The sequence below is a fragment of the Filibacter tadaridae genome, assembly GCF_900609045.1.
Taxonomy (GTDB): Bacteria; Bacillota; Bacilli; order Bacillales_A; family Planococcaceae; genus Sporosarcina; species Sporosarcina tadaridae.
The window spans coordinates 1-17,267 of record NZ_UXAV01000036.1 but is presented as its reverse complement, the minus strand read 5'-3'; the positions used below and the strand labels follow the sequence as shown (position 1 = coordinate 17,267).

The 17,267-nt window shown below is 41.3% G+C and carries 14 protein-coding genes, 16 tRNA genes, 2 rRNA genes and 1 pseudogene; 8 read left to right on the top strand and 25 right to left on the bottom strand.

Annotated elements, in window-relative coordinates; all coding sequences use genetic code 11:
- Position 1 precedes the first annotated feature (1 nt).
- Positions 2-472, top strand: a complete 471-nt coding sequence (locus FILTAD_RS06690) for a thioredoxin family protein (RefSeq protein WP_124069705.1) — start codon at positions 2-4, stop codon at positions 470-472.
- Between the two features lie 29 nt (positions 473-501).
- Positions 502-1,338, top strand: coding sequence for an RluA family pseudouridine synthase (locus FILTAD_RS06685; protein ID WP_124069704.1), 837 nt, complete (start codon positions 502-504; stop codon positions 1,336-1,338).
- 43 nt (positions 1,339-1,381) lie between these two features.
- Here FILTAD_RS06685 and FILTAD_RS06680 read toward each other — a convergent pair whose 3' ends face one another.
- Both FILTAD_RS06680 and FILTAD_RS06675 read right to left on the bottom strand, forming a co-directional pair.
- A complete protein-coding gene (locus FILTAD_RS06680; RefSeq protein WP_124069703.1) occupies positions 1,382-2,320 on the bottom strand; it encodes a methyl-accepting chemotaxis protein in 939 nt (312 codons plus the stop codon).
- A 125-nt stretch (positions 2,321-2,445) separates the two neighbouring features.
- On the bottom strand, positions 2,446-3,276 hold the full coding sequence (locus tag FILTAD_RS06675) for an aldo/keto reductase (protein WP_238988176.1): 831 nt from the start codon (positions 3,274-3,276) through the stop codon (positions 2,446-2,448).
- 160 nt (positions 3,277-3,436) lie between these two features.
- On the opposite strand from FILTAD_RS06675, the gene FILTAD_RS06670 reads away from it, so the two are divergent.
- A complete protein-coding gene (locus FILTAD_RS06670; RefSeq protein WP_124069701.1) occupies positions 3,437-4,738 on the top strand; it encodes an NCS2 family permease in 1,302 nt (433 codons plus the stop codon).
- Positions 4,739-4,775: 37 nt separating this feature from the next.
- Here FILTAD_RS06670 and FILTAD_RS06665 read toward each other — a convergent pair whose 3' ends face one another.
- The 3 genes from FILTAD_RS06665 to queG all read right to left on the bottom strand — a co-directional run bounded on the left by FILTAD_RS06665 (position 4,776) and on the right by queG (position 7,035).
- Positions 4,776-5,078, bottom strand: coding sequence for a hypothetical protein (locus tag FILTAD_RS06665; RefSeq protein ID WP_124069700.1), 303 nt, complete (start codon positions 5,076-5,078; stop codon positions 4,776-4,778).
- A gap of 327 nt (positions 5,079-5,405) precedes the next feature.
- Positions 5,406-5,879, bottom strand: a complete 474-nt coding sequence (trmL, locus tag FILTAD_RS06660) for a tRNA (uridine(34)/cytosine(34)/5-carboxymethylaminomethyluridine(34)-2'-O)-methyltransferase TrmL (protein WP_124069699.1) — start codon at positions 5,877-5,879, stop codon at positions 5,406-5,408.
- A 16-nt stretch (positions 5,880-5,895) separates the two neighbouring features.
- A complete protein-coding gene (gene queG, locus FILTAD_RS06655) occupies positions 5,896-7,035 on the bottom strand; it encodes a tRNA epoxyqueuosine(34) reductase QueG (RefSeq protein ID WP_124069698.1) in 1,140 nt (379 codons plus the stop codon).
- A 56-nt stretch (positions 7,036-7,091) separates the two neighbouring features.
- On the opposite strand from queG, the gene FILTAD_RS06650 reads away from it, so the two are divergent.
- The 4 genes from FILTAD_RS06650 (at position 7,092) to FILTAD_RS15880 (ending at position 9,842) form a co-directional block, all read left to right on the top strand.
- Positions 7,092-7,784, top strand: a complete 693-nt coding sequence (locus tag FILTAD_RS06650; protein ID WP_203229668.1) for a B3/B4 domain-containing protein — start codon at positions 7,092-7,094, stop codon at positions 7,782-7,784.
- A gap of 29 nt (positions 7,785-7,813) precedes the next feature.
- Positions 7,814-7,939 carry a hypothetical protein gene (locus tag FILTAD_RS16175; RefSeq protein WP_282432573.1) on the top strand — a complete coding sequence of 42 codons (126 nt, stop codon included), beginning with the start codon at positions 7,814-7,816 and terminating at the stop codon, positions 7,937-7,939.
- Between the two features lie 321 nt (positions 7,940-8,260).
- Complete coding sequence (locus FILTAD_RS06645; RefSeq protein ID WP_124069697.1) at positions 8,261-9,592, top strand: glucose-6-phosphate isomerase; 1,332 nt, start codon at positions 8,261-8,263, stop codon at positions 9,590-9,592.
- A 4-nt stretch (positions 9,593-9,596) separates the two neighbouring features.
- Entirely contained in the window at positions 9,597-9,842 is a 246-nt protein-coding gene (locus tag FILTAD_RS15880; protein ID WP_162497509.1) for a hypothetical protein, read from the top strand.
- A gap of 310 nt (positions 9,843-10,152) precedes the next feature.
- On the opposite strand, the gene galU is transcribed toward FILTAD_RS15880, so the two are convergent.
- Positions 10,153-11,034: a UTP--glucose-1-phosphate uridylyltransferase GalU gene (gene galU, locus FILTAD_RS06640; RefSeq protein WP_124069696.1), complete on the bottom strand. Its 882-nt coding sequence runs from the start codon at positions 11,032-11,034 to the stop codon at positions 10,153-10,155.
- 42 nt (positions 11,035-11,076) lie between these two features.
- Positions 11,077-12,531: a glycosyltransferase family 2 protein gene (locus tag FILTAD_RS06635; protein ID WP_124069695.1), complete on the bottom strand. Its 1,455-nt coding sequence runs from the start codon at positions 12,529-12,531 to the stop codon at positions 11,077-11,079.
- Between the two features lie 1,013 nt (positions 12,532-13,544).
- On the opposite strand from FILTAD_RS06635, the pseudogene FILTAD_RS16280 reads away from it, so the two are divergent.
- Positions 13,545-14,871: pseudogene (locus FILTAD_RS16280) on the top strand (ISL3 family transposase).
- 389 nt (positions 14,872-15,260) lie between these two features.
- Here the strand turns inward: FILTAD_RS16280 and FILTAD_RS06620 are convergent.
- The 18 genes from FILTAD_RS06620 to FILTAD_RS06535 form a co-directional block, all read right to left on the bottom strand.
- Positions 15,261-15,341, bottom strand: a tRNA-Leu gene (locus FILTAD_RS06620).
- Between the two features lie 34 nt (positions 15,342-15,375).
- Positions 15,376-15,449: transfer RNA gene (locus FILTAD_RS06615), tRNA-Cys, on the bottom strand.
- 10 nt (positions 15,450-15,459) lie between these two features.
- A tRNA-Gly gene (locus tag FILTAD_RS06610) sits at positions 15,460-15,534 on the bottom strand.
- Positions 15,535-15,539: 5 nt separating this feature from the next.
- Positions 15,540-15,610 (bottom strand) — tRNA-Gln (locus FILTAD_RS06605).
- 8 nt (positions 15,611-15,618) lie between these two features.
- Positions 15,619-15,695 (bottom strand) — tRNA-His (locus tag FILTAD_RS06600).
- A 29-nt stretch (positions 15,696-15,724) separates the two neighbouring features.
- A tRNA-His gene (locus FILTAD_RS06595) sits at positions 15,725-15,800 on the bottom strand.
- 24 nt (positions 15,801-15,824) lie between these two features.
- Positions 15,825-15,898: transfer RNA gene (locus tag FILTAD_RS06590), tRNA-Trp, on the bottom strand.
- A 7-nt stretch (positions 15,899-15,905) separates the two neighbouring features.
- Positions 15,906-15,990, bottom strand: a tRNA-Tyr gene (locus FILTAD_RS06585).
- A 9-nt stretch (positions 15,991-15,999) separates the two neighbouring features.
- Positions 16,000-16,075, bottom strand: a tRNA-Thr gene (locus FILTAD_RS06580).
- Between the two features lie 11 nt (positions 16,076-16,086).
- Positions 16,087-16,162, bottom strand: a tRNA-Phe gene (locus FILTAD_RS06575).
- A 25-nt stretch (positions 16,163-16,187) separates the two neighbouring features.
- Positions 16,188-16,263 (bottom strand) — tRNA-Asp (locus tag FILTAD_RS06570).
- Positions 16,264-16,266: 3 nt separating this feature from the next.
- Positions 16,267-16,341, bottom strand: a tRNA-Met gene (locus FILTAD_RS06565).
- Between the two features lie 31 nt (positions 16,342-16,372).
- Positions 16,373-16,448 (bottom strand) — tRNA-Val (locus FILTAD_RS06560).
- A gap of 25 nt (positions 16,449-16,473) precedes the next feature.
- A tRNA-Glu gene (locus tag FILTAD_RS06555) sits at positions 16,474-16,548 on the bottom strand.
- Positions 16,549-16,569: 21 nt separating this feature from the next.
- Positions 16,570-16,661 (bottom strand) — tRNA-Ser (locus FILTAD_RS06550).
- Between the two features lie 3 nt (positions 16,662-16,664).
- Positions 16,665-16,739 (bottom strand) — tRNA-Asn (locus FILTAD_RS06545).
- A gap of 45 nt (positions 16,740-16,784) precedes the next feature.
- A 5S ribosomal RNA gene (gene rrf / locus FILTAD_RS06540) occupies positions 16,785-16,900 on the bottom strand.
- Between the two features lie 266 nt (positions 16,901-17,166).
- Positions 17,167-17,267: ribosomal RNA gene (locus FILTAD_RS06535) — 23S ribosomal RNA — on the bottom strand; the annotation flags it as partial.

Sequence of the window (17,267 nt, the reverse complement as noted above, 5' to 3'; positions counted from 1 at the left end):
TGTGAAAAAGTTATTCATAATTGGTGGCGCAGTCATTGCGGTCTTTATCCTTATCATCGTCCTATCCAATAAATCCGATGAAGCAAAGCTGAAGGACAATCCATATGGAACGGAAAAATTGGAGAAATCGACAATCGGTTTAATCGGCAATGAAAACTATAATAATATTATCTTACCGGATGCTCTCTTTAAAAAAGTGGAGTCTGGTGAATCGGTGACTGCTTACTTTTTTAGTCCTGAATGTCATTATTGCATGGCAATGACGCCTGTCATGATGCCGATCGCAAAAGAAATGGGTGTCAATGTACTTCAATATAACATGCTTGAGTTCGGTCAACAGGCAGCTCCCTATGGCATTAAATCTTGGCCAACACTTGTCCATTATGAAGATGGTAAGGAAGTTGGGCGTATGGTAGGCGAACAACCCGAAGAAAACATCCGTGCATTTTTCACCGAATTTGAAGGTAAATAATTGAAGGTAGTTCAAAAGGAGAGTGCTGAATGCCGATTTTTCATTATACAACGCAAGAAGAAGGTCTGACTGTTGAACAGCTTCTCCGCGAAGAGTGGCAAGCCGGTAAAAAGACGGTACACGAAATGCGAATGGCGAAAAGTGTAACAGGCCTGGATGGTGAACCTATTGAATGGCGGACACCACTTGCCGGAGGCACAGAATTGACTTTTGCATTTCCAGAAATGCATTCCACTTATATCCCCGAAGTACAAGATGATCTAATTGTTCTTTATGAAGATGAACATATACTTGCTGCTATGAAACCTGCTGGTATCGCAACCCATCCAGATGGTCCAGGTGAAACTGGAACGTTCATAAACCAAGTTTTCGCCTATGTCAAAAAAAATGGCGGCGACTATGCTGAACATATCCATCGACTCGATAAAGGGACAGCAGGCGTTATTCTTATCGCAAAACACCCGATTGCAAAGGCCCTTTTCGACCGAATGATTGAGCAAAATGAGATGACAAGGAAATATACCGCTGAAGTTGACGGTTACATGAAAAGACCAAAAGGAATGATACGGCTTCCTATTGGACGGGACCGCCATCATCCAGTGAAGCGTCGTATTTCCACCTCTGGACAATCTGCTGTCACTCATTTTCAGGTTACGGAACGAAAGGAAGACTCAACACTAGTAGAGGCCACATTGGAAACCGGCCGAACACACCAAATCCGTGTTCACTTGTCTCATATCGGGTATCCCGTTAAAGGCGATACATTATATGGAGGCAGCGAAACCGACGATGGAAACTACCATCTGACCGCTACGACACTAGTATTCGTACACCCATTTACAAAACAACAGACAATTATAGAATAAAAAAAACGATGGAGACCCCAGAAGGGTTTCCATCGTTTTCTAATTAGCTGAATGTCAATTGACGAATGCCGTTTTCAAGGCGTTCATCTACTTCTTTTGCATCTTCAATATGCAAGACAATCAAGTCATGTGCTTGTGTGAAAAGTTCTTTTGCACCATGAAGTTCTCGTTTCACTTCTTCGGATAACTTTTTCTGTTCTTCAATCATTCCTTGAATTGAGCCAATGTCTCCTTGACTGTCTTCAATTGTACTGAGAATACTTTCAATCTTGGAAGCTGTTTCAAAACTGACAGCCACTCCTTTTTCAACAAGTTCAGCACTCTTTCTTGTTGCAGCAAGTGCCTGCTCAATTTCATTTCGCAGTGAGGAAGTCAACTTTTGGATATTGGATGTACTGTCGGAAGTACTTTCCGCCAGTTTTCGAACTTCCTGGGCGACGACCGCAAACCCTTTCCCTGATTCTCCTGCACGTGCAGCTTCTATAGAAGCATTTAACGCAAGCAAATTAGTCTGAGCTGCAATATCTTCAATAACACCTACAATCGACTGAATTTCTACCGATCGAGTGCTTAAATTTGTCATATTCTGTTCAGAGGCTTGAATTTGAATACCAAGATCCTTAATAACATCAGCTGTTGCATTGACCTCTTTTGTACCCTCTTTAGCCTCACTCACCATATTATGTGATTTTTCTTCAAGGGCTCGTCCTTTTTCGTATAGCTCATGCGACTTGTCTGATGTTCTTCCACTTAAGTCTCCGACATTTTCAAACCTTTCTTCAATTTGACTCACTGCTTCTCCTAGAACATTATGCTGGGCATTTACTTTCTCATGCTGGGTAACAGCTGCATCCAGTTCACTTTTTAATCCAGTCAAACGCTGGCTATCTTGAATTTCTTTATCGGAATAGGTCATTTTCAAGTGCTCAAGTTCCATTTGTAAACTATCTTCTTGAACACTCTTTTTTCTGCTTCTGAACAAAATGATTCCTCCCACACTCTTTTTTACATCATATCATAAAATACGTAAGATTAACTTATATCTTCGTGATAAAAGTTGCAATTTTTCAAATGAAATTACAACTTCCCGCGACTTTCCTCACATCTTTACACATCATATGTGTCGGGATTCGTTCCGGTCCGTTCATTTAAGTTTAGGTTGTCGATCACTTTCATATCACTTTGTGTCAATTCAAAGTCGGCAACTTCACTGTTTTCTTTGATGCGTTCAGGCGTAACAGATTTCGGTATGACAATGAGGTCATTTTGCAAATGCCACCGGATAATTATTTGTGCCGCTGTTTTTTCATATTTATCACCAATATGAAGTAAAGTCGGCTCAACTAGTAATTTTCCACGTGCGAGAGGAGACCATGACGTTACGGCAATTCCATTTTCTTCACAAAACGCTCGTAGTGGTTCTTGGGAAAGCCGTGGATGTACTTCAATTTGATTCACCATTGGCTGGACATTCGCTTTTACGAAAATCCTTTCAAGGTGATGGGCATGATGATTGGATACGCCAGTAGACCGAATCAGCTTTTCATCATAAAGACGTTCGATTGCTTTGTATGTCTCTACAAATTTTCCCGCTACAGGCCAATGTGTTAAATATAGATCTAAATAGTCAAGGCCTAGTTTTTCTAAAGAAGCATCAAATGCACGAAGTGTCGCATCATAACCTTGATCTTCATTCCATACTTTCGACGTGATGAAAAGCTCTTCTCTTTTGACGCCCGCATGACGGATTGCTTCACCAGTCTCTCTTTCATTTTCGTAAATGGCGGCGGTATCAATTGCACGGTAACCGTTTTGAATAGCGTAGTGTATCGCTTCGACCGTTGTTTGCGGATCCGTCATCTTGTATACGCCAAGCCCAAGGCGCGGCATAGAAATACCATTTACAAGTTCTTTTGTTTCATTGAAAAGTTTTGACATAGTATCCTTCTCCTTTTTGAATGCGATTAGTATGATTATACAATCCATGGATCATATATTACGAACTAGATGTTTGTATTTTTCAGTTGAAATTTAGCCAAGAAACGAATATTATTAATAATGTAATTGATATTGTTCGTAGTTTGAGAGGAGAATCCTTTTGTTTCATTTAAAGAAACACAATACCACTGTAAAAACTGAAGTTTTAGCCGGAATGACAACATTTCTGACGATGGCCTATATTGTCATCGTTAACCCCATTATTCTTGCTGACGCTGGAGTACCATTCGACCAAGTGTTTCTCGCAACAATTATATCCGCTATAGTCGGGACACTGTGGATGGGCTTATTTGCGAATTACCCGATTGCTATTGCGCCAGGTATGGGATTGAACGCTTACTTCACATCCGTTGTTCTCGCTTCAGATGGGCAACTCGATTATATGACAGCTTTTTCTGCGGTGTTCATCGCCGGGATTCTATTCGTTCTTCTATCCATGACTTCATTCCGTGAAAAACTGATCCAGTCAATTCCTGAAAACTTGAAACATGGAATCACCGCTGGGATTGGGTTATTCATCGCCTTCATTGGCTTAAGAATGTCCGGAATTGTTGCACCGCACGAATCGAATCTTGTAAAACTTGGCGACCTCACATCCGCTCCTGTACTACTCGCATTGTTTGGACTCCTCGTCACGATTGTCCTTATGACTTTGAATGTGTATGGTTCCATTTTCATTGGTATGATTTTGACGGGGATTGTTGCGTTCTTTACAGGCCAACTTGAGTTTAAAGGTGCTCTATGGCAAATGCCGCATTTACCTGAAGGTATTATCGTTTGGAATCCGATACAAGCCGCCGGTGATGTCATTTCGCACGGTCTGTACGGCGTCGTCTTTGCATTTCTTATCGTTACACTATTCGATACTACAGGCACGATGATAGGTGTCGCCAAACAGGCCGGCCTTATGAAAGGCAATACGCTCCCTCGTGCACGTCATGCTCTTCTTGCGGATTCAGTTGCGACAACTGTCGGTTCAGTATTCGGGACAAGTCCCACATCGGCATTCGTTGAATCTTCTTCAGGTGTCGCCGTCGGTGGACGAACTGGTTTGACCTCAGTTACAGTCGCTATCCTTTTCATCATCGCAGCTTTTTTCAGTCCATTCGTAAGCGCATTGTCGGGTGTATCCGCAATTACGGCACCTGCTCTTATCATTGTAGGCAGTCTGATGATTGGTGTAGTCAAACATATTGACTGGGATTCCTTTGATGAAGCTTTTCCGGCATTCCTCATCATCTTAACGATGCCGTTAACATCCAGTATCGCGACGGGAATTGCACTTGGTTTCATCACCTATCCACTTTTGAAAGTTGTAAAAGGAAAGTGGAAAAAGGTTCCTGTACTATTATATATCTTTGCAGTACTGTTCACTTATCAATTATTATTTTTGCCCCATTGAAAAATGCCCTTCCGATTAAAAAGGAAGGGCATTTTTTTCATATGACCGATGTACGTCTAGACGTGATAGCAGATATCAATAATACGATTGCAGTGATTAAGTGCATGAACCACCCAAATACAGGGATCACACTTACCACACTTGTAAGTAGACCCAAAATTGAACCTACTTTACCCTGCATATCGCGAATGGATAGAACTAGGGTAATCACATGAAGAACAAACATAACGCCTAAAGCCGAGTAGCCTGTACCGATTACAAATGCACCACCGATGATTGGAATTGCAAGAAAACCTTCCCCCAATGCCGTAATCCATTTCATAACTGTTGAAAATTTCATATCAATGTCCTCCATTATTTTAGAAGTTGTACTACTCTATACGTATTGGAAAGCTGTAAGTTTCATTTATAAATCATTTTTCCCTCTTCTGTCACAACTTTTCGGGACAGACATTTCAATTATATCCGGAATGGGGTATACTAAGTGAAGTACTATTGATTTTACAGGAGGTATATCCGATGTCACTTCTTCTTATAGCGGGCGTTTGCCTCGCATTTTTATCTGCAATCTTTACTGGTGGATATGAAGACAAGCCTGGTAAAGTTAAAGTACCAGGTCACAAAAAATAATTATGAAAAAGGGACTGGCATAGGCTGGTCCTTTTTTTCATTCTAATCCAAGGTACATTTGCTGTCTAAGTGCTTCGTAAACAAGGACAGCCGCTGTGTTGGACAAGTTAAGTGACCGGATGTTATCATTCATCGGAATGCGCAGACAGCGGTCCTCATTTTGTAAGGTAACCTCTTCAGGTAGGCCAGTCGTCTCTTTACCGAAAACAAAGAAAAGATCTTTCGTTTCATCCGAAAAGTCAAATGTTGAATATGTTTTCTTACCGAATTTAGTGATGAAATAAAAATCGGCCTTAGGATATGCTGCAAACAATTCCTTTATTCCCTCATGATACGAAATATCAACATGGTCCCAGTAATCGAGACCTGCCCGTTTCAGCATTTTATCATCCGTCGAAAATCCAAGTGGTTTTATAAGATGTAGCTTTGCACCAGTTCCCGCACAGGTTCGCGCAATGTTCCCCGTATTCGCAGGAATTAGCGGTTCAAATAATGCAACATGTATAGTCATTTCTATTTCCTCCTAGTTAAAGACGTTCTTTTCGATTGTTCAATGCACCTTGCAACTCCGCCAGTACATCCTTATCTGTTTCATTCAACAATGCAGCTTGTAACGCAGTATACCCTTCTTCTGTACCGATTTGACCGAGTGCCCATGCGATAGTCCCCCGGATAACCGGACGCGGGTCTTTAGCCAACATGGCAATCAATTCGGGTACCGCCGACTCCTCCTTGAAATGTGCGAGTGCAATAATTACATTTCGCTGAATCGGATTTTTCCCCCGCCATGAACCTGAAACATGACCGAACTTCTCTTTGAATTCACGATTTGACAACTTGAGTATAGGTTGTAGAAGTGGTTTTGCAAGCTCAACTTCCGGTTGAAATGCAGACTGATGCAAATTATGTTTCCTTTTATTTTTTGGACACACTGTTTGACAAGTGTCACAACCATATACACGGTTACCCATTTCCATTCGAAACTCTTCTGGCATAGGTGTTTTAGTTTGTGTTAGAAAGGCAATACAACGTTGTGCGTTCAATTGTCCCCCCTGAATCAAAGCCCCTGTCGGACATACATCCAAGCAAAGCGTACATGTTCCACATTCATCTTCCATCGGCTCATCGGGAGCAAACGGAATGTTCGTGATCATTTCACCAAGATAGACGTACGAACCAAATTCAGGCGTAATGATTGAACAATTTTTTGCGGACCAGCCAATTCCCGCACGCTGCGCAACTGCACGGTCAGAAAGTTCACCGGTATCCACCATCGATTTAACTTTCGCGTCAGGCGCATGTTGGAAGATAAATCGCTCAAGTAAGCTTAATTTTTCACGGAGAACAGTATGGTAATCTGTTCCCCATGATGCACGGCAAAACATACCTCGTCGTTCCCCTTTTTTCCCCTTTGGCGCATTCTCCATCTTGGATGGATAAGCAATCGCAATCGCAATGATGCTTTCCGCCTGATCGAGAAGAAGTGCCGGCTCCGTTCTTTTCTCCAAATCCTTTTCCTCAAATCCCGACTGATAGCCAAGTTCCTGCTGACGTTTTAAACGATTTTTCAGTTCGCGGAATGGAGCAGCTGTCGTAAAGCCTATTTTATCAATACCAATCGAATCTGCAAACTCACGTATTGACTGTTGCAATTGAACAGCATTCACGCTCTATCTCCTCCTTTGTGCTAAGATTAAAATAAAATATATAAAGGGTGATAGTATTGGTTCTTGAATTAGATGAACAGCTTCTAAAAGTAGTACCCGGATTAAAATTAGGCATTAACCATTATACCAAAATTACCGTATCAGAATCGCCTCAGATGATAAAAGGAAGATTACAATTATTCCAAGAGCAATTGTTTTTTGAACTTGAAGATAAACCGCTTAACGATTTTCCCGGCATACATGAATGGCGCCAGGTTTGGAAAAAACTTGGGGCGGATCCCAACCGCTATCGGCACTCTACAGAAGCACTTTTACGCCGCATCAAAAAGCAAAACTACATAAACCCATTCCATACAGCCGTAGACTTGAATAATTTCTTTTCCTTACAACACGAAATTCCTGTTGGCATCTATGACTTCGAAAAAGTTATCGGTGACATCTGCCTAACAAAAGGTGAAAGCGAGGATGGATATGACGGACTGAACGGGCGTTTCAACTCATTGACTAATATCTTACTACTTAAAGACGATTATAGCCCGTTCGGCAGCCCTTTCGTAGACTCTGTACGTACGGCAGTCACTGAAGAAACGACGGAAGCAATTCATGTATTCTTCATTCGGCCGTCTATGGATGCGGAAGAATCACTCAAACTGACAACTGCATGTGGCAACATGTTCACTAGCGTGAGCGGTGGCGAAACGCATTCATATGTTTTACATGATGGACAAACTTCAATTCATATAAATTAACAAGTTTCAATTCCAAGGGGAATAGACAAATGGCCAATATTTCACTTGCTGAAGCCGTAAAGCTTAAAAGTATTTTGAAAAAGCGAATTCATGAGCTAGAAGACGAAATGAGAAAAGTAGCCTTCACGACGATAGAAAAAGGTCGTGAAGGCTGAAATAGGCTCACGCACCCTTACTATATCTAATGACCCGCTTTGGATACAGTAATCGCCCACTTTTACAAGTGTTACTTGGTTCTCCCCCCCGTGAAAAGTGCTCCTTAATAATGATTTCAATCGAAAGAACCAAAAAGCCCAAACTATAAAATAGCAAGGTGTTAAACGAGAGTATACAGAGTTGTGTATACTTTTATTTCGTATGCGCTAAAGCACCTAATATTTATGTCAAACACCACCCCGTACTGAATAGTTTACTAGGATTAAAGCATATATTAAGTAGTTTGTTGGAGATAAAATGAAGATTGGGAAGGTGACGCATTGACGCATATTAGTTTTGACTTTTCGAAAGCGACGCTTTTTTTTGGTAGTTATAAGCTTTCCTTCTTGGAACAAACAGTTGAGTCAATCCATCATGAAATGCACAGTGCATTGTCACCCCATAAAGACTATTTGGGCTGGATTGAGTTACCGAGTAATTATGACATAGAAGAGTTCGCCCGAATAAAAAAATGTGCAAGCAGGATTGAAGAAACAAGCGATATTCTTCTTGTTATTGGAATTGGCGGCTCCTACCTAGGTTCACGAGCGGCTATTGAAATGCTGAATCATAGTTTCTATAATCTACTGTCCAACGAGAAGCGGAGGAATCCACAAGTTTTTTTCGTAGGTCATAATCTTAGCTCATCTTATATTACAAATGTCATTGACCTTTTGGCAGGAAAGGATTTTTCCATCAATGTCATTTCAAAATCCGGTACAACGACAGAACCAGCTATTGCATTTCGAATTTTTCGCAAGTTGCTTGAAGAAAAGTACGGAAAAGTAGAAGCTTCAAAGCGGATTTTCGCCACAACAGATAAGGATACTGGTGCGTTAAAAGAGTTAGCTAGTAAAGAGGGCTATGAAACTTTCGACATTCCAGATAATATTGGCGGGCGTTATTCAGTTTTGACTGCAGCTGGATTATTGCCGATAGCCGTCAGTGGTATTGATATTAACGAAATTATGGCGGGTGCTTTGAAAGCACAAACTGAGTTAATGAATCCGGTATTGGATCAGAATGCTGCTTATCAATATGCAGTTATACGTAATATTTTGTTTCAAAAAGGGATGGCCATAGAAATGTTTGTAACGTATGAACCGGGCATGCATTTTTTAGCAGAATGGTGGAAGCAACTTTTTGGTGAAAGTGAGGGAAAAGATCGTAGAGGGATTTTCCCTGCTTCTTCAAATTTCTCAACAGATTTACACTCATTTGGACAGTATATTCAAGAAGGTCAACGTAATTTATTCGAAACAATTATTAGAGTGAAAAAACCTGTACATGAATTACTTATTGAAGTGGATAAACAAAATATAGATGGATTAAATTATCTAGCTGGAAAAACAGTTGATTATGTGAATAGTAAAGCTTTTGAAGGCGCACTTAACGCCCATACTGAAGGTGGAGTTCCTGGGTTAGTGTTTGAAATTCCTAAAATGGATGCCTGCACATTTGGCTATCTTGCTTATTTTTTTGAAAAAGCTTGTGCAATGAGCGCTTACCTATTTGGTGTTAATCCATTTGACCAACCCGGTGTTGAACAATATAAGCTGAATATGTTCAAATTGTTAGAGAAACCAGGATATGAGAAAAAAAGACATAGATAATTAAATGTGCAGTCAAAACGACGCCCAATTACCAGCCGATGCAGCGGATGTTATAGTTGGTTATATGGAACAAGGTGAATCAGAATTACTTATTGAAGTGGCAGATGATAAACAGGTAGAAAAGAATGGACTTCTAATGTATATAAGCGCGAAAGTCGAAATTAACTTGCCGAAATCTGATGTGTTGAAATATAAATTAGGGGATGGTTCGTTTGTTTGTTTGTATTCGCCCTTCAGGTATGTAGCCTAAATGTAAGTTTTATTTTGCGGTGAAAGATAAAACTGCGGAAATAGCGAATGAAAGCCAACCTTGTTTAGTGAAAGCCATTTTGGGTGAAAGGTGTTCACTTTCGATTGAAGTATTTCAAAAGTCTATTTACGTAAATAGGGCAAAGTTCCTGTGTAAGACACTATCCGGAAAGTACATTACAATTGCATAAATAAAAAGAGGAAGTCAGCAGTATTAATCTGCTTGGCTTCCTTTTGCATATATATACCATAACTTAAATTGTCATAATGTGCGTTGCACAGGCACCGTGAAAAATGCACTATGAAAACCATTATAAAACGGCTCCTTCTGCCGCAATGACATCTTTCATATAGTTGATTAGTTCGAATCGAATATCCTCATCTAAAAGAGCAAAATCTAAAGTTGCTTTAACAAATCCTGCTTTTTCTCCAACGTCATATCTTTTCCCATCAAAATCATACGCGTAGACTTTTTGAGTCTGGTTTAATTTTTGTATTGCGTCAGTTAACTGTATTTCTCCTCCAGCGCCAATTTCTTGCTCGCTTAAAAAATTAAAAACTTCAGGTGTTAAAATGTAGCGGCCCACTATTGCAAGGTTTGACGGCGTGATCTCGGGACTTGGCTTTTCTATTAAGTTTCGGACTTCATATCGCGTATCCTGTTGTAAGCCGGGATCTATTATGCCGTAACGCTGTGTATCTTCCCAGGGGACTTGTTGAACCCCGACTACGGATGAACCTGTTTTTTCATATACATTAATTAGCTGTCCTAAACAGGGGATTTCACTTCGAACAATATCATCACCAAGAAGGACTGCAAATGGTTCATTTCCTATAAAACTTCTTGCGCACCATATAGCATGCCCAAGGCCAAGTGGTTCCTTTTGGCGTACGTAATGGATGTTTGCGAGATTTGAAGAATAACGCACTTTGTTTAACAAGTCTATTTTCCCTTTTTTTAATAAGTTTGCCTCAAGCTCGGGCGCAAAATCAAAATGGTCTTCGATGGAACGTTTGCCTTTGCCTGTAACAATGATGATGTCCTCAATTCCAGATGCAACTGCTTCTTCAACTATATATTGGATTGTTGGTTTATCAATAATTGGTAGCATTTCCTTAGGTTGTGCTTTAGTAGCCGGCAAAAATCGTGTACCAAATCCCGCAGCAGGAATGATTGCTTTTGTTACTTTCATCGCGATTCCTCCAAACTCTATATTTTAGTACGTACTTTCTTTTTAAGCCTTATGGCGCCCTCTTAATTTCCAAAGTTGGTATACCATAGCTAAGGATGTGAAGATGGTGAAGTAGGTAAGTAAAATCCAGCCCGAAAGTAAATAAGGTCCGACTGAAGTTTGCACAGCCTCGCTAGTTAGAAAGCTTCTTTGATCAATACAAAAATATATTCCGAGTGTAATCAATACTATTACTACAATAATGCCTTCGGTAAGCTTGCTTTTTGTTTGGCCTCTTTCGGCACTATACTGAATGGCCCAACCATCTTTTTTATTCGCAGATAATTTCCCCAACCAGACATTTACAAACGTAATCAGGTTAACCCATAAATATATTTCCGGACTTATTAATAAAGCAGCAAAAATAATGTCTATTGGTCTATGCATTGGCGTCTTTAGCGCGAGAATAGTATTTAATATAGAAGCTAGAATTACAGGCGTAAGCCAAATCCATGACCAATTAAACTGGTCTGTCGCGAGGCTTAGGGCTAGTAGTAGGATGAATAGTAAACGAATGGTTAGATTCGAAAATGTTTTTAATTGTGAACGCCAAATTTTCCCTCTATGCTTAGAGCGGACCCCGATATTACCATTTGTAAGTAAATCAACTGTTCCGGATTGCCATTTATTTCTTTGTTGCCTGAATGTATGGTAGGATTTCATAGCGTCAACATAACAGCGTGCAGTAGGGCTGATTAAAGTTTTCCACTTCTTCTGGATTTGCCATGTTAACAGCATATCCTCTACATCACTATCATCCTGCCAAGGGCCGTCTAACTTGTTTTCGCTAATTACGTCCTGTAGTGTCTCTGGCCGAAATAAGGTAGCTTGACCTCCTAATACATAGGTGCTGCCTCCACTATATTGTAAATCTAATAGCCAACTTGCCATATCTTGTTTTTGTTGATGTGTCCACCAACGTGAAATGGGTCCTCCGTATTCCCCGATGGCAATCTTTTCTTCGTAATGGGGATCAGACTTTGAAATAAGGCTTTTCTTTTTTGGCATTCTCATGGTGTACTTAGCCATTACACCACCGATATTACGAGAACTCATTAATCCCTCCCAAAGCTGCGATAATGCACCAGGCGCGAGTCTACTATCCGCGTCCATTCCAAGAACTGCCTTGACGGAGTTTCTGTAATACTCTTGATAGATTGTTTGCCTTTTATCGTATAAATCTAAAGGATCTCCATAAATACTTTTCCAAGCTGCATTTAAAGCACCAACTTTACGTTGTTTATTATTTTTGGTTGTAAGGACCCTCAATTCTAAATTAAATTCTGCTCCAGCTGCTAGAGCCATCTCTTCAGTCTGATCCGAACAGTTGTCAGCAATTACAATTACATCCAGATTAACGTCCAATGGCAAAGATTGATCGCCTAATCCGGCTAAACAATCACGAATAGATTTTTCCTCATTATGGGCGGGAATGAAGGCAACAATTCTTGGTTTCATGTAAGTATTTCTTACACTTGGTATCCGCTTTGATGTTAAATCCTCATTTCCATCTAAATGAGCTATTAATTCCTGACTGCCTATTCTTATTCCTCCCTTTTATGAATAGTAACTTAATACTAGACTTAGAATTCTATGCCTCCAAATATCATTTCATTCTAATCCTAATTTACTTAAAAACTATTAAAACTAGAACAAAAGAGTGAAGTTTAGTTCAAATAGTATAGATTCTCTTTTGAGGCGCCCGTGCAGATGCTATTCAAATTCCTCATTATGATTACGTATTAATGAGTATTGCGGACAAAATAAGCCAGCTGTGCGGAGTTTTGAGCCACTGTTTGCGGACGATAGAGCCAGTAAGTGCGTCAAAGGGAGCCGCCGGTTAGTAAAGCACAAAAAAATAAACAGCCAGGTATTAGTTACTTGGGGTGCAAGATGGCGACTTCTGCGAGAACAGCAGTGCAAAGATAGGAAGAGTAAGTCCACTCTTCCCCGGCTGAAGACCCCACAGGAGCCTGTTTTCCGCCACAAGAAGGAGGAAAGATTGAACCGTATCTTTCCTCACTTTTAGCCGTACACGCGGAAAGCGTCCATCTGGAACCCGTATACAATCAACCATATCTATATAGAACCACCTTTATAACACCAAAAGAAGCAGTTGCTTTCCGGTTGTACAATAAATGACGTTGGTGAAAGAAAATCCCCATCCCTTTAAATAGGAGATGAGGAGGATCTTCATTAACGTCATTTTTTATAAATATATTGGATAAGGTAATTCTACTACCCGCTGGTTTCCGTTCCGAGCGGACGCTTTCCGCGGGCACGGCTTCAGCCGCTTCCCTCGCTACGCTCAGTCCAGGGCCTTCAGCTCGTGCTGTTCCCGCTGGAGTCGCCGCTCTGCACTCCAATCAGCTAGAAAGTGTAGGAGTCATAAGTTCAATATAAATAGAAAACAAGTGAGATTCCCTGTAGAATAAAAGTCGACCAAAACCATCATCCAGGAGGGAATTCACTTGTCATGTTCTAATAGTATTAAATCTTTGCTTGATATTCAAGACGTAAACATTATATTTGACGAAAATTGTGTAAAAGAAGGAACCTATAAAGGAAAAAGGTGTAAATACATTTTAGGGAAGTTAACCTATACTCCTACACATTGCGTGAAATGCGGTGTGAAAAATACCGACTTTACAGTCTATAAAAACGGGACACAATTATCCAGAATTACCTTACCCATTACGGGTATAAATCCAACCTACTTACTTTTACAGAAACAACGTTTCATGTGCCAATCCTGTCAAAGCAGTTTTACTGCTAAAACGCCTATTGTTCAACGGAATTGTTTTATTTCACAAAATGTGAAAGCGCAGGTCATTTTAAAGTCTGCCGAAGCACAATCGCTTACGTCTATCGCGAGGGATTGTTCGGTATCTCCCGCATCCGTTCAACGACAAATTAATCAAGCCGCAAAACAATTTATACCCCACTACAAAGCGCTACCTAAGCACCTTTCTTTTGATGAGTTCAAGTACGCAAAAGGTGAAATGGCCTTCGAATCTATAAATGCGGAATCAGGCGACATATTGGATATCCTAGATAGACGAGATAATCTTACGATTAAAAAATCACTTTATTGTGAACTACAGTTTGACTGACCGTCAACGTGTGGAAACCGTAACAATTGATATGAATGCGGGTTATGTAAGTGTGATTAAAGAATTATTTCCACGGGCGAAAATTATCATTGACCGATTTCATCTGGTTCAACTGATTAATCGCTCTATGAATAAATTTCGTATTCAAGTCATGAATCAACTAAGAACGTCCAATGGGAATGATATGAAGAAATACCGTCGCCTTAAGCGTTATTGGAAGCTATTATTAAAAAAACGTTCAGATCTTTCCAGCGTAGAATATAAGTATTACTCATTGTTTGGACAACGTACAGGGCAAAGTGTTGTAGACGAGATGTTGAATTATGATCCTGCACTAAAAGAGAACTATGAACTTTATCAAGAATTAATGGAATCCATGTCAAATAAGGACTTCGCAGCACTATCGTCTTGTTTGACAACACCTGTTTCACCTTTAACTTCAAATTATATGAGAACGAGTTTAAAAACGTTAAGAAAACATCTTCCGTTTATAGAAAACAGCTTTATTTACCCCTACAATAACGGAAGAATTGAAGGAAATAACAATAAGATCAAGGTATTGAATCGTGTCGCTTATGGTTATAGAAACTTCCAGAACTATAGAAAACGAATTCTGTTACACTTCAAGTTAAAATCATCGGTTAAACAGCGGGAACAAGGACAATCCCATTTTGACGTTGCGTAGCATTTTTGAGGATTTAATAGGCTTGGAAGTCTTTTGTCTATTTTTATGTAATTTACGAGTTCAATACTAGTTGTTTGGAGTGCAAGATGGCGACTCCAGCGGGAACAGCGCGAGCTGAAGACCCCACAGGAGCGTGCTTTTCGCGACGAGGAGGCTGAAGCCGTGCCCGCGGAAAGCGTCCATCTGGAACGGAAAACAACGGGATACATGAAACACAATATGAAAAAGGACTATCCTAAAAAATCAGCTTTACTGACTTCTTGGATAGCCCTACAATAACTAAATTATGGTTGGCTACTATTCTTCACCAACGTCATTTGACAAAGAACCTTTCCTTGTCAATCTTTTTAAATACAAAAAAACACAACCAATGTTGTGTTTTTTCTTGATACCCGAGGCCGGACTTGAACCGGCACGCCTTGCGGCATCGCATTTTGAGTGCGACGTGTCTGCCATTCCACCACTCGGGCGTATCAGTATTCAATTAAAAAAAAAGTGCAATTTTGGAGGCGGCAACCGGAATCGAACCGGTGATAAGGGTGTTGCAGACCCATGCCTTACCGCTTGGCTATGCCGCCATGGAAAGAGTGGAGCGGAAGACGGGATTCGAACCCGCGACCCCGACCTTGGCAAGGTCGTATTCTACCACTGAACTACTTCCGCTAAAACTGGGGTAGCTGGATTCGAACCAACGATGACGGAGTCAAAGTCCGTTGCCTTACCGCTTGGCTATACCCCAAAAATAAATGGGGCGGACGAGGGGAATCGAACCCCCGAAATGTCGGAATCACAATCCGATGCGTTAACCACTTCGCCACGACCGCCATAATTATAATATCTAGTTATAAATGAATGGGGCGGATGAGGGGAATTGAACCCCCGAGTGTCGGAATCACAATCCGATGCGTTAACCACTTCGCCACAACCGCCACAATTTATATGTTAGAGTGAAATGGCAGGGGCAGTAGGAATCGAACCCACATCAAAGGTTTTGGAGACCTCTATTCTACCGTTAAACTATGCCCCTACAAAAATGGTGGTGGGGGACGGATTCGAACCGCCGAACCCGTAGGGAGCGGATTTACAGTCCGCCGCGTTTAGCCACTTCGCTACCCCACCATAGGTGTCTGGTGCCGGCGAAAGGAATTGAACCCTCAACCTACTGATTACAAGTCAGTTGCTCTACCAATTGAGCTACACCGGCAAATATTAAAATGGTGGCTCAGGACGGAATCGAACCGCCGACACAAGGATTTTCAGTCCTTTGCTCTACCGACTGAGCTACTGAGCCACATAATTATTTTTTCTGTAAAAAATGGCGGTCCCGACCGGGATCGAACCGGCGATCTCCTGCGTGACAGGCAGGCATGTTAACCGCTACACCACGGGACCATTTGGTTGCGGGGGCAGGATTTGAACCTGCGACCTTCGGGTTATGAGCCCGACGAGATACCACTTCTCCACCCCGCGACAATATTATAAGTAACATTTAAAAATGATGTGGTGGAGGATGACGGGCTCGAACCGCCGACCCCCTGCTTGTAAGGCAGGTGCTCTCCCAGCTGAGCTAATCCTCCGGGTTTACAATGTTGTAAAATTAAATGGTGACCCCTACGGGATTCGAACCCGTGATACCGCCGTGAAAGGGCGGTGTCTTAACCGCTTGACCAAGGGGCCATTATTTTAGGAAGGTATAGCTGGCGGAGAGCAAGGGATTTGAACCCTTGAGACAGCGTTAACCGTCTACACGATTTCCAATCGTGCTCCTTCGGCCACTCGGACAGCTCTCCAATTGGCTCCGCAGGTAGGAGTCGAACCTACGACCGATCGGTTAACAGCCGATTGCTCTACCTCTGAGCTACTGCGGAATAATGATAATCACTTATAGAAGGTATTCTATAAAAGGTATAACAGACCAGCGACGTCCTACTCTCACAGGGGGAAACCCCCAACTACCATCGGCGCTGAAGAGCTTAACTTCCGTGTTCGGTATGGGAACGGGTGTGACCTCTTCGCAATCATCACTGAACTATTTCCTATAAGACAAGATTAATTATATCACATCTTTTATATATTGCAAGCGTTTTTTTCAAAATAACTTTATTTTGTTCGCTCAAAACCGGATAAAACGGACATTGTATTCGCAAATCAGGGCCAACCGTGCCCTTCTTAATTGTCCAGCTCAAGCGGCCAGACTCTCGGGTCATAAGTCACCTCAACTACGTGGCAAAAAGCGCCACTTCGTTGATTCGCCTTATGCCTGTCGAGTCTAAACGGCCGCTTTCGCTTTTAGTTTAGGTTAAGTCCTCGACCGATTAGTATTCGTCAGCTCCACACGTCGCCGTGCTTCCACCCCGAACCTATCAACCTCATCTTCTTTGAGGGGTCTTACTTAC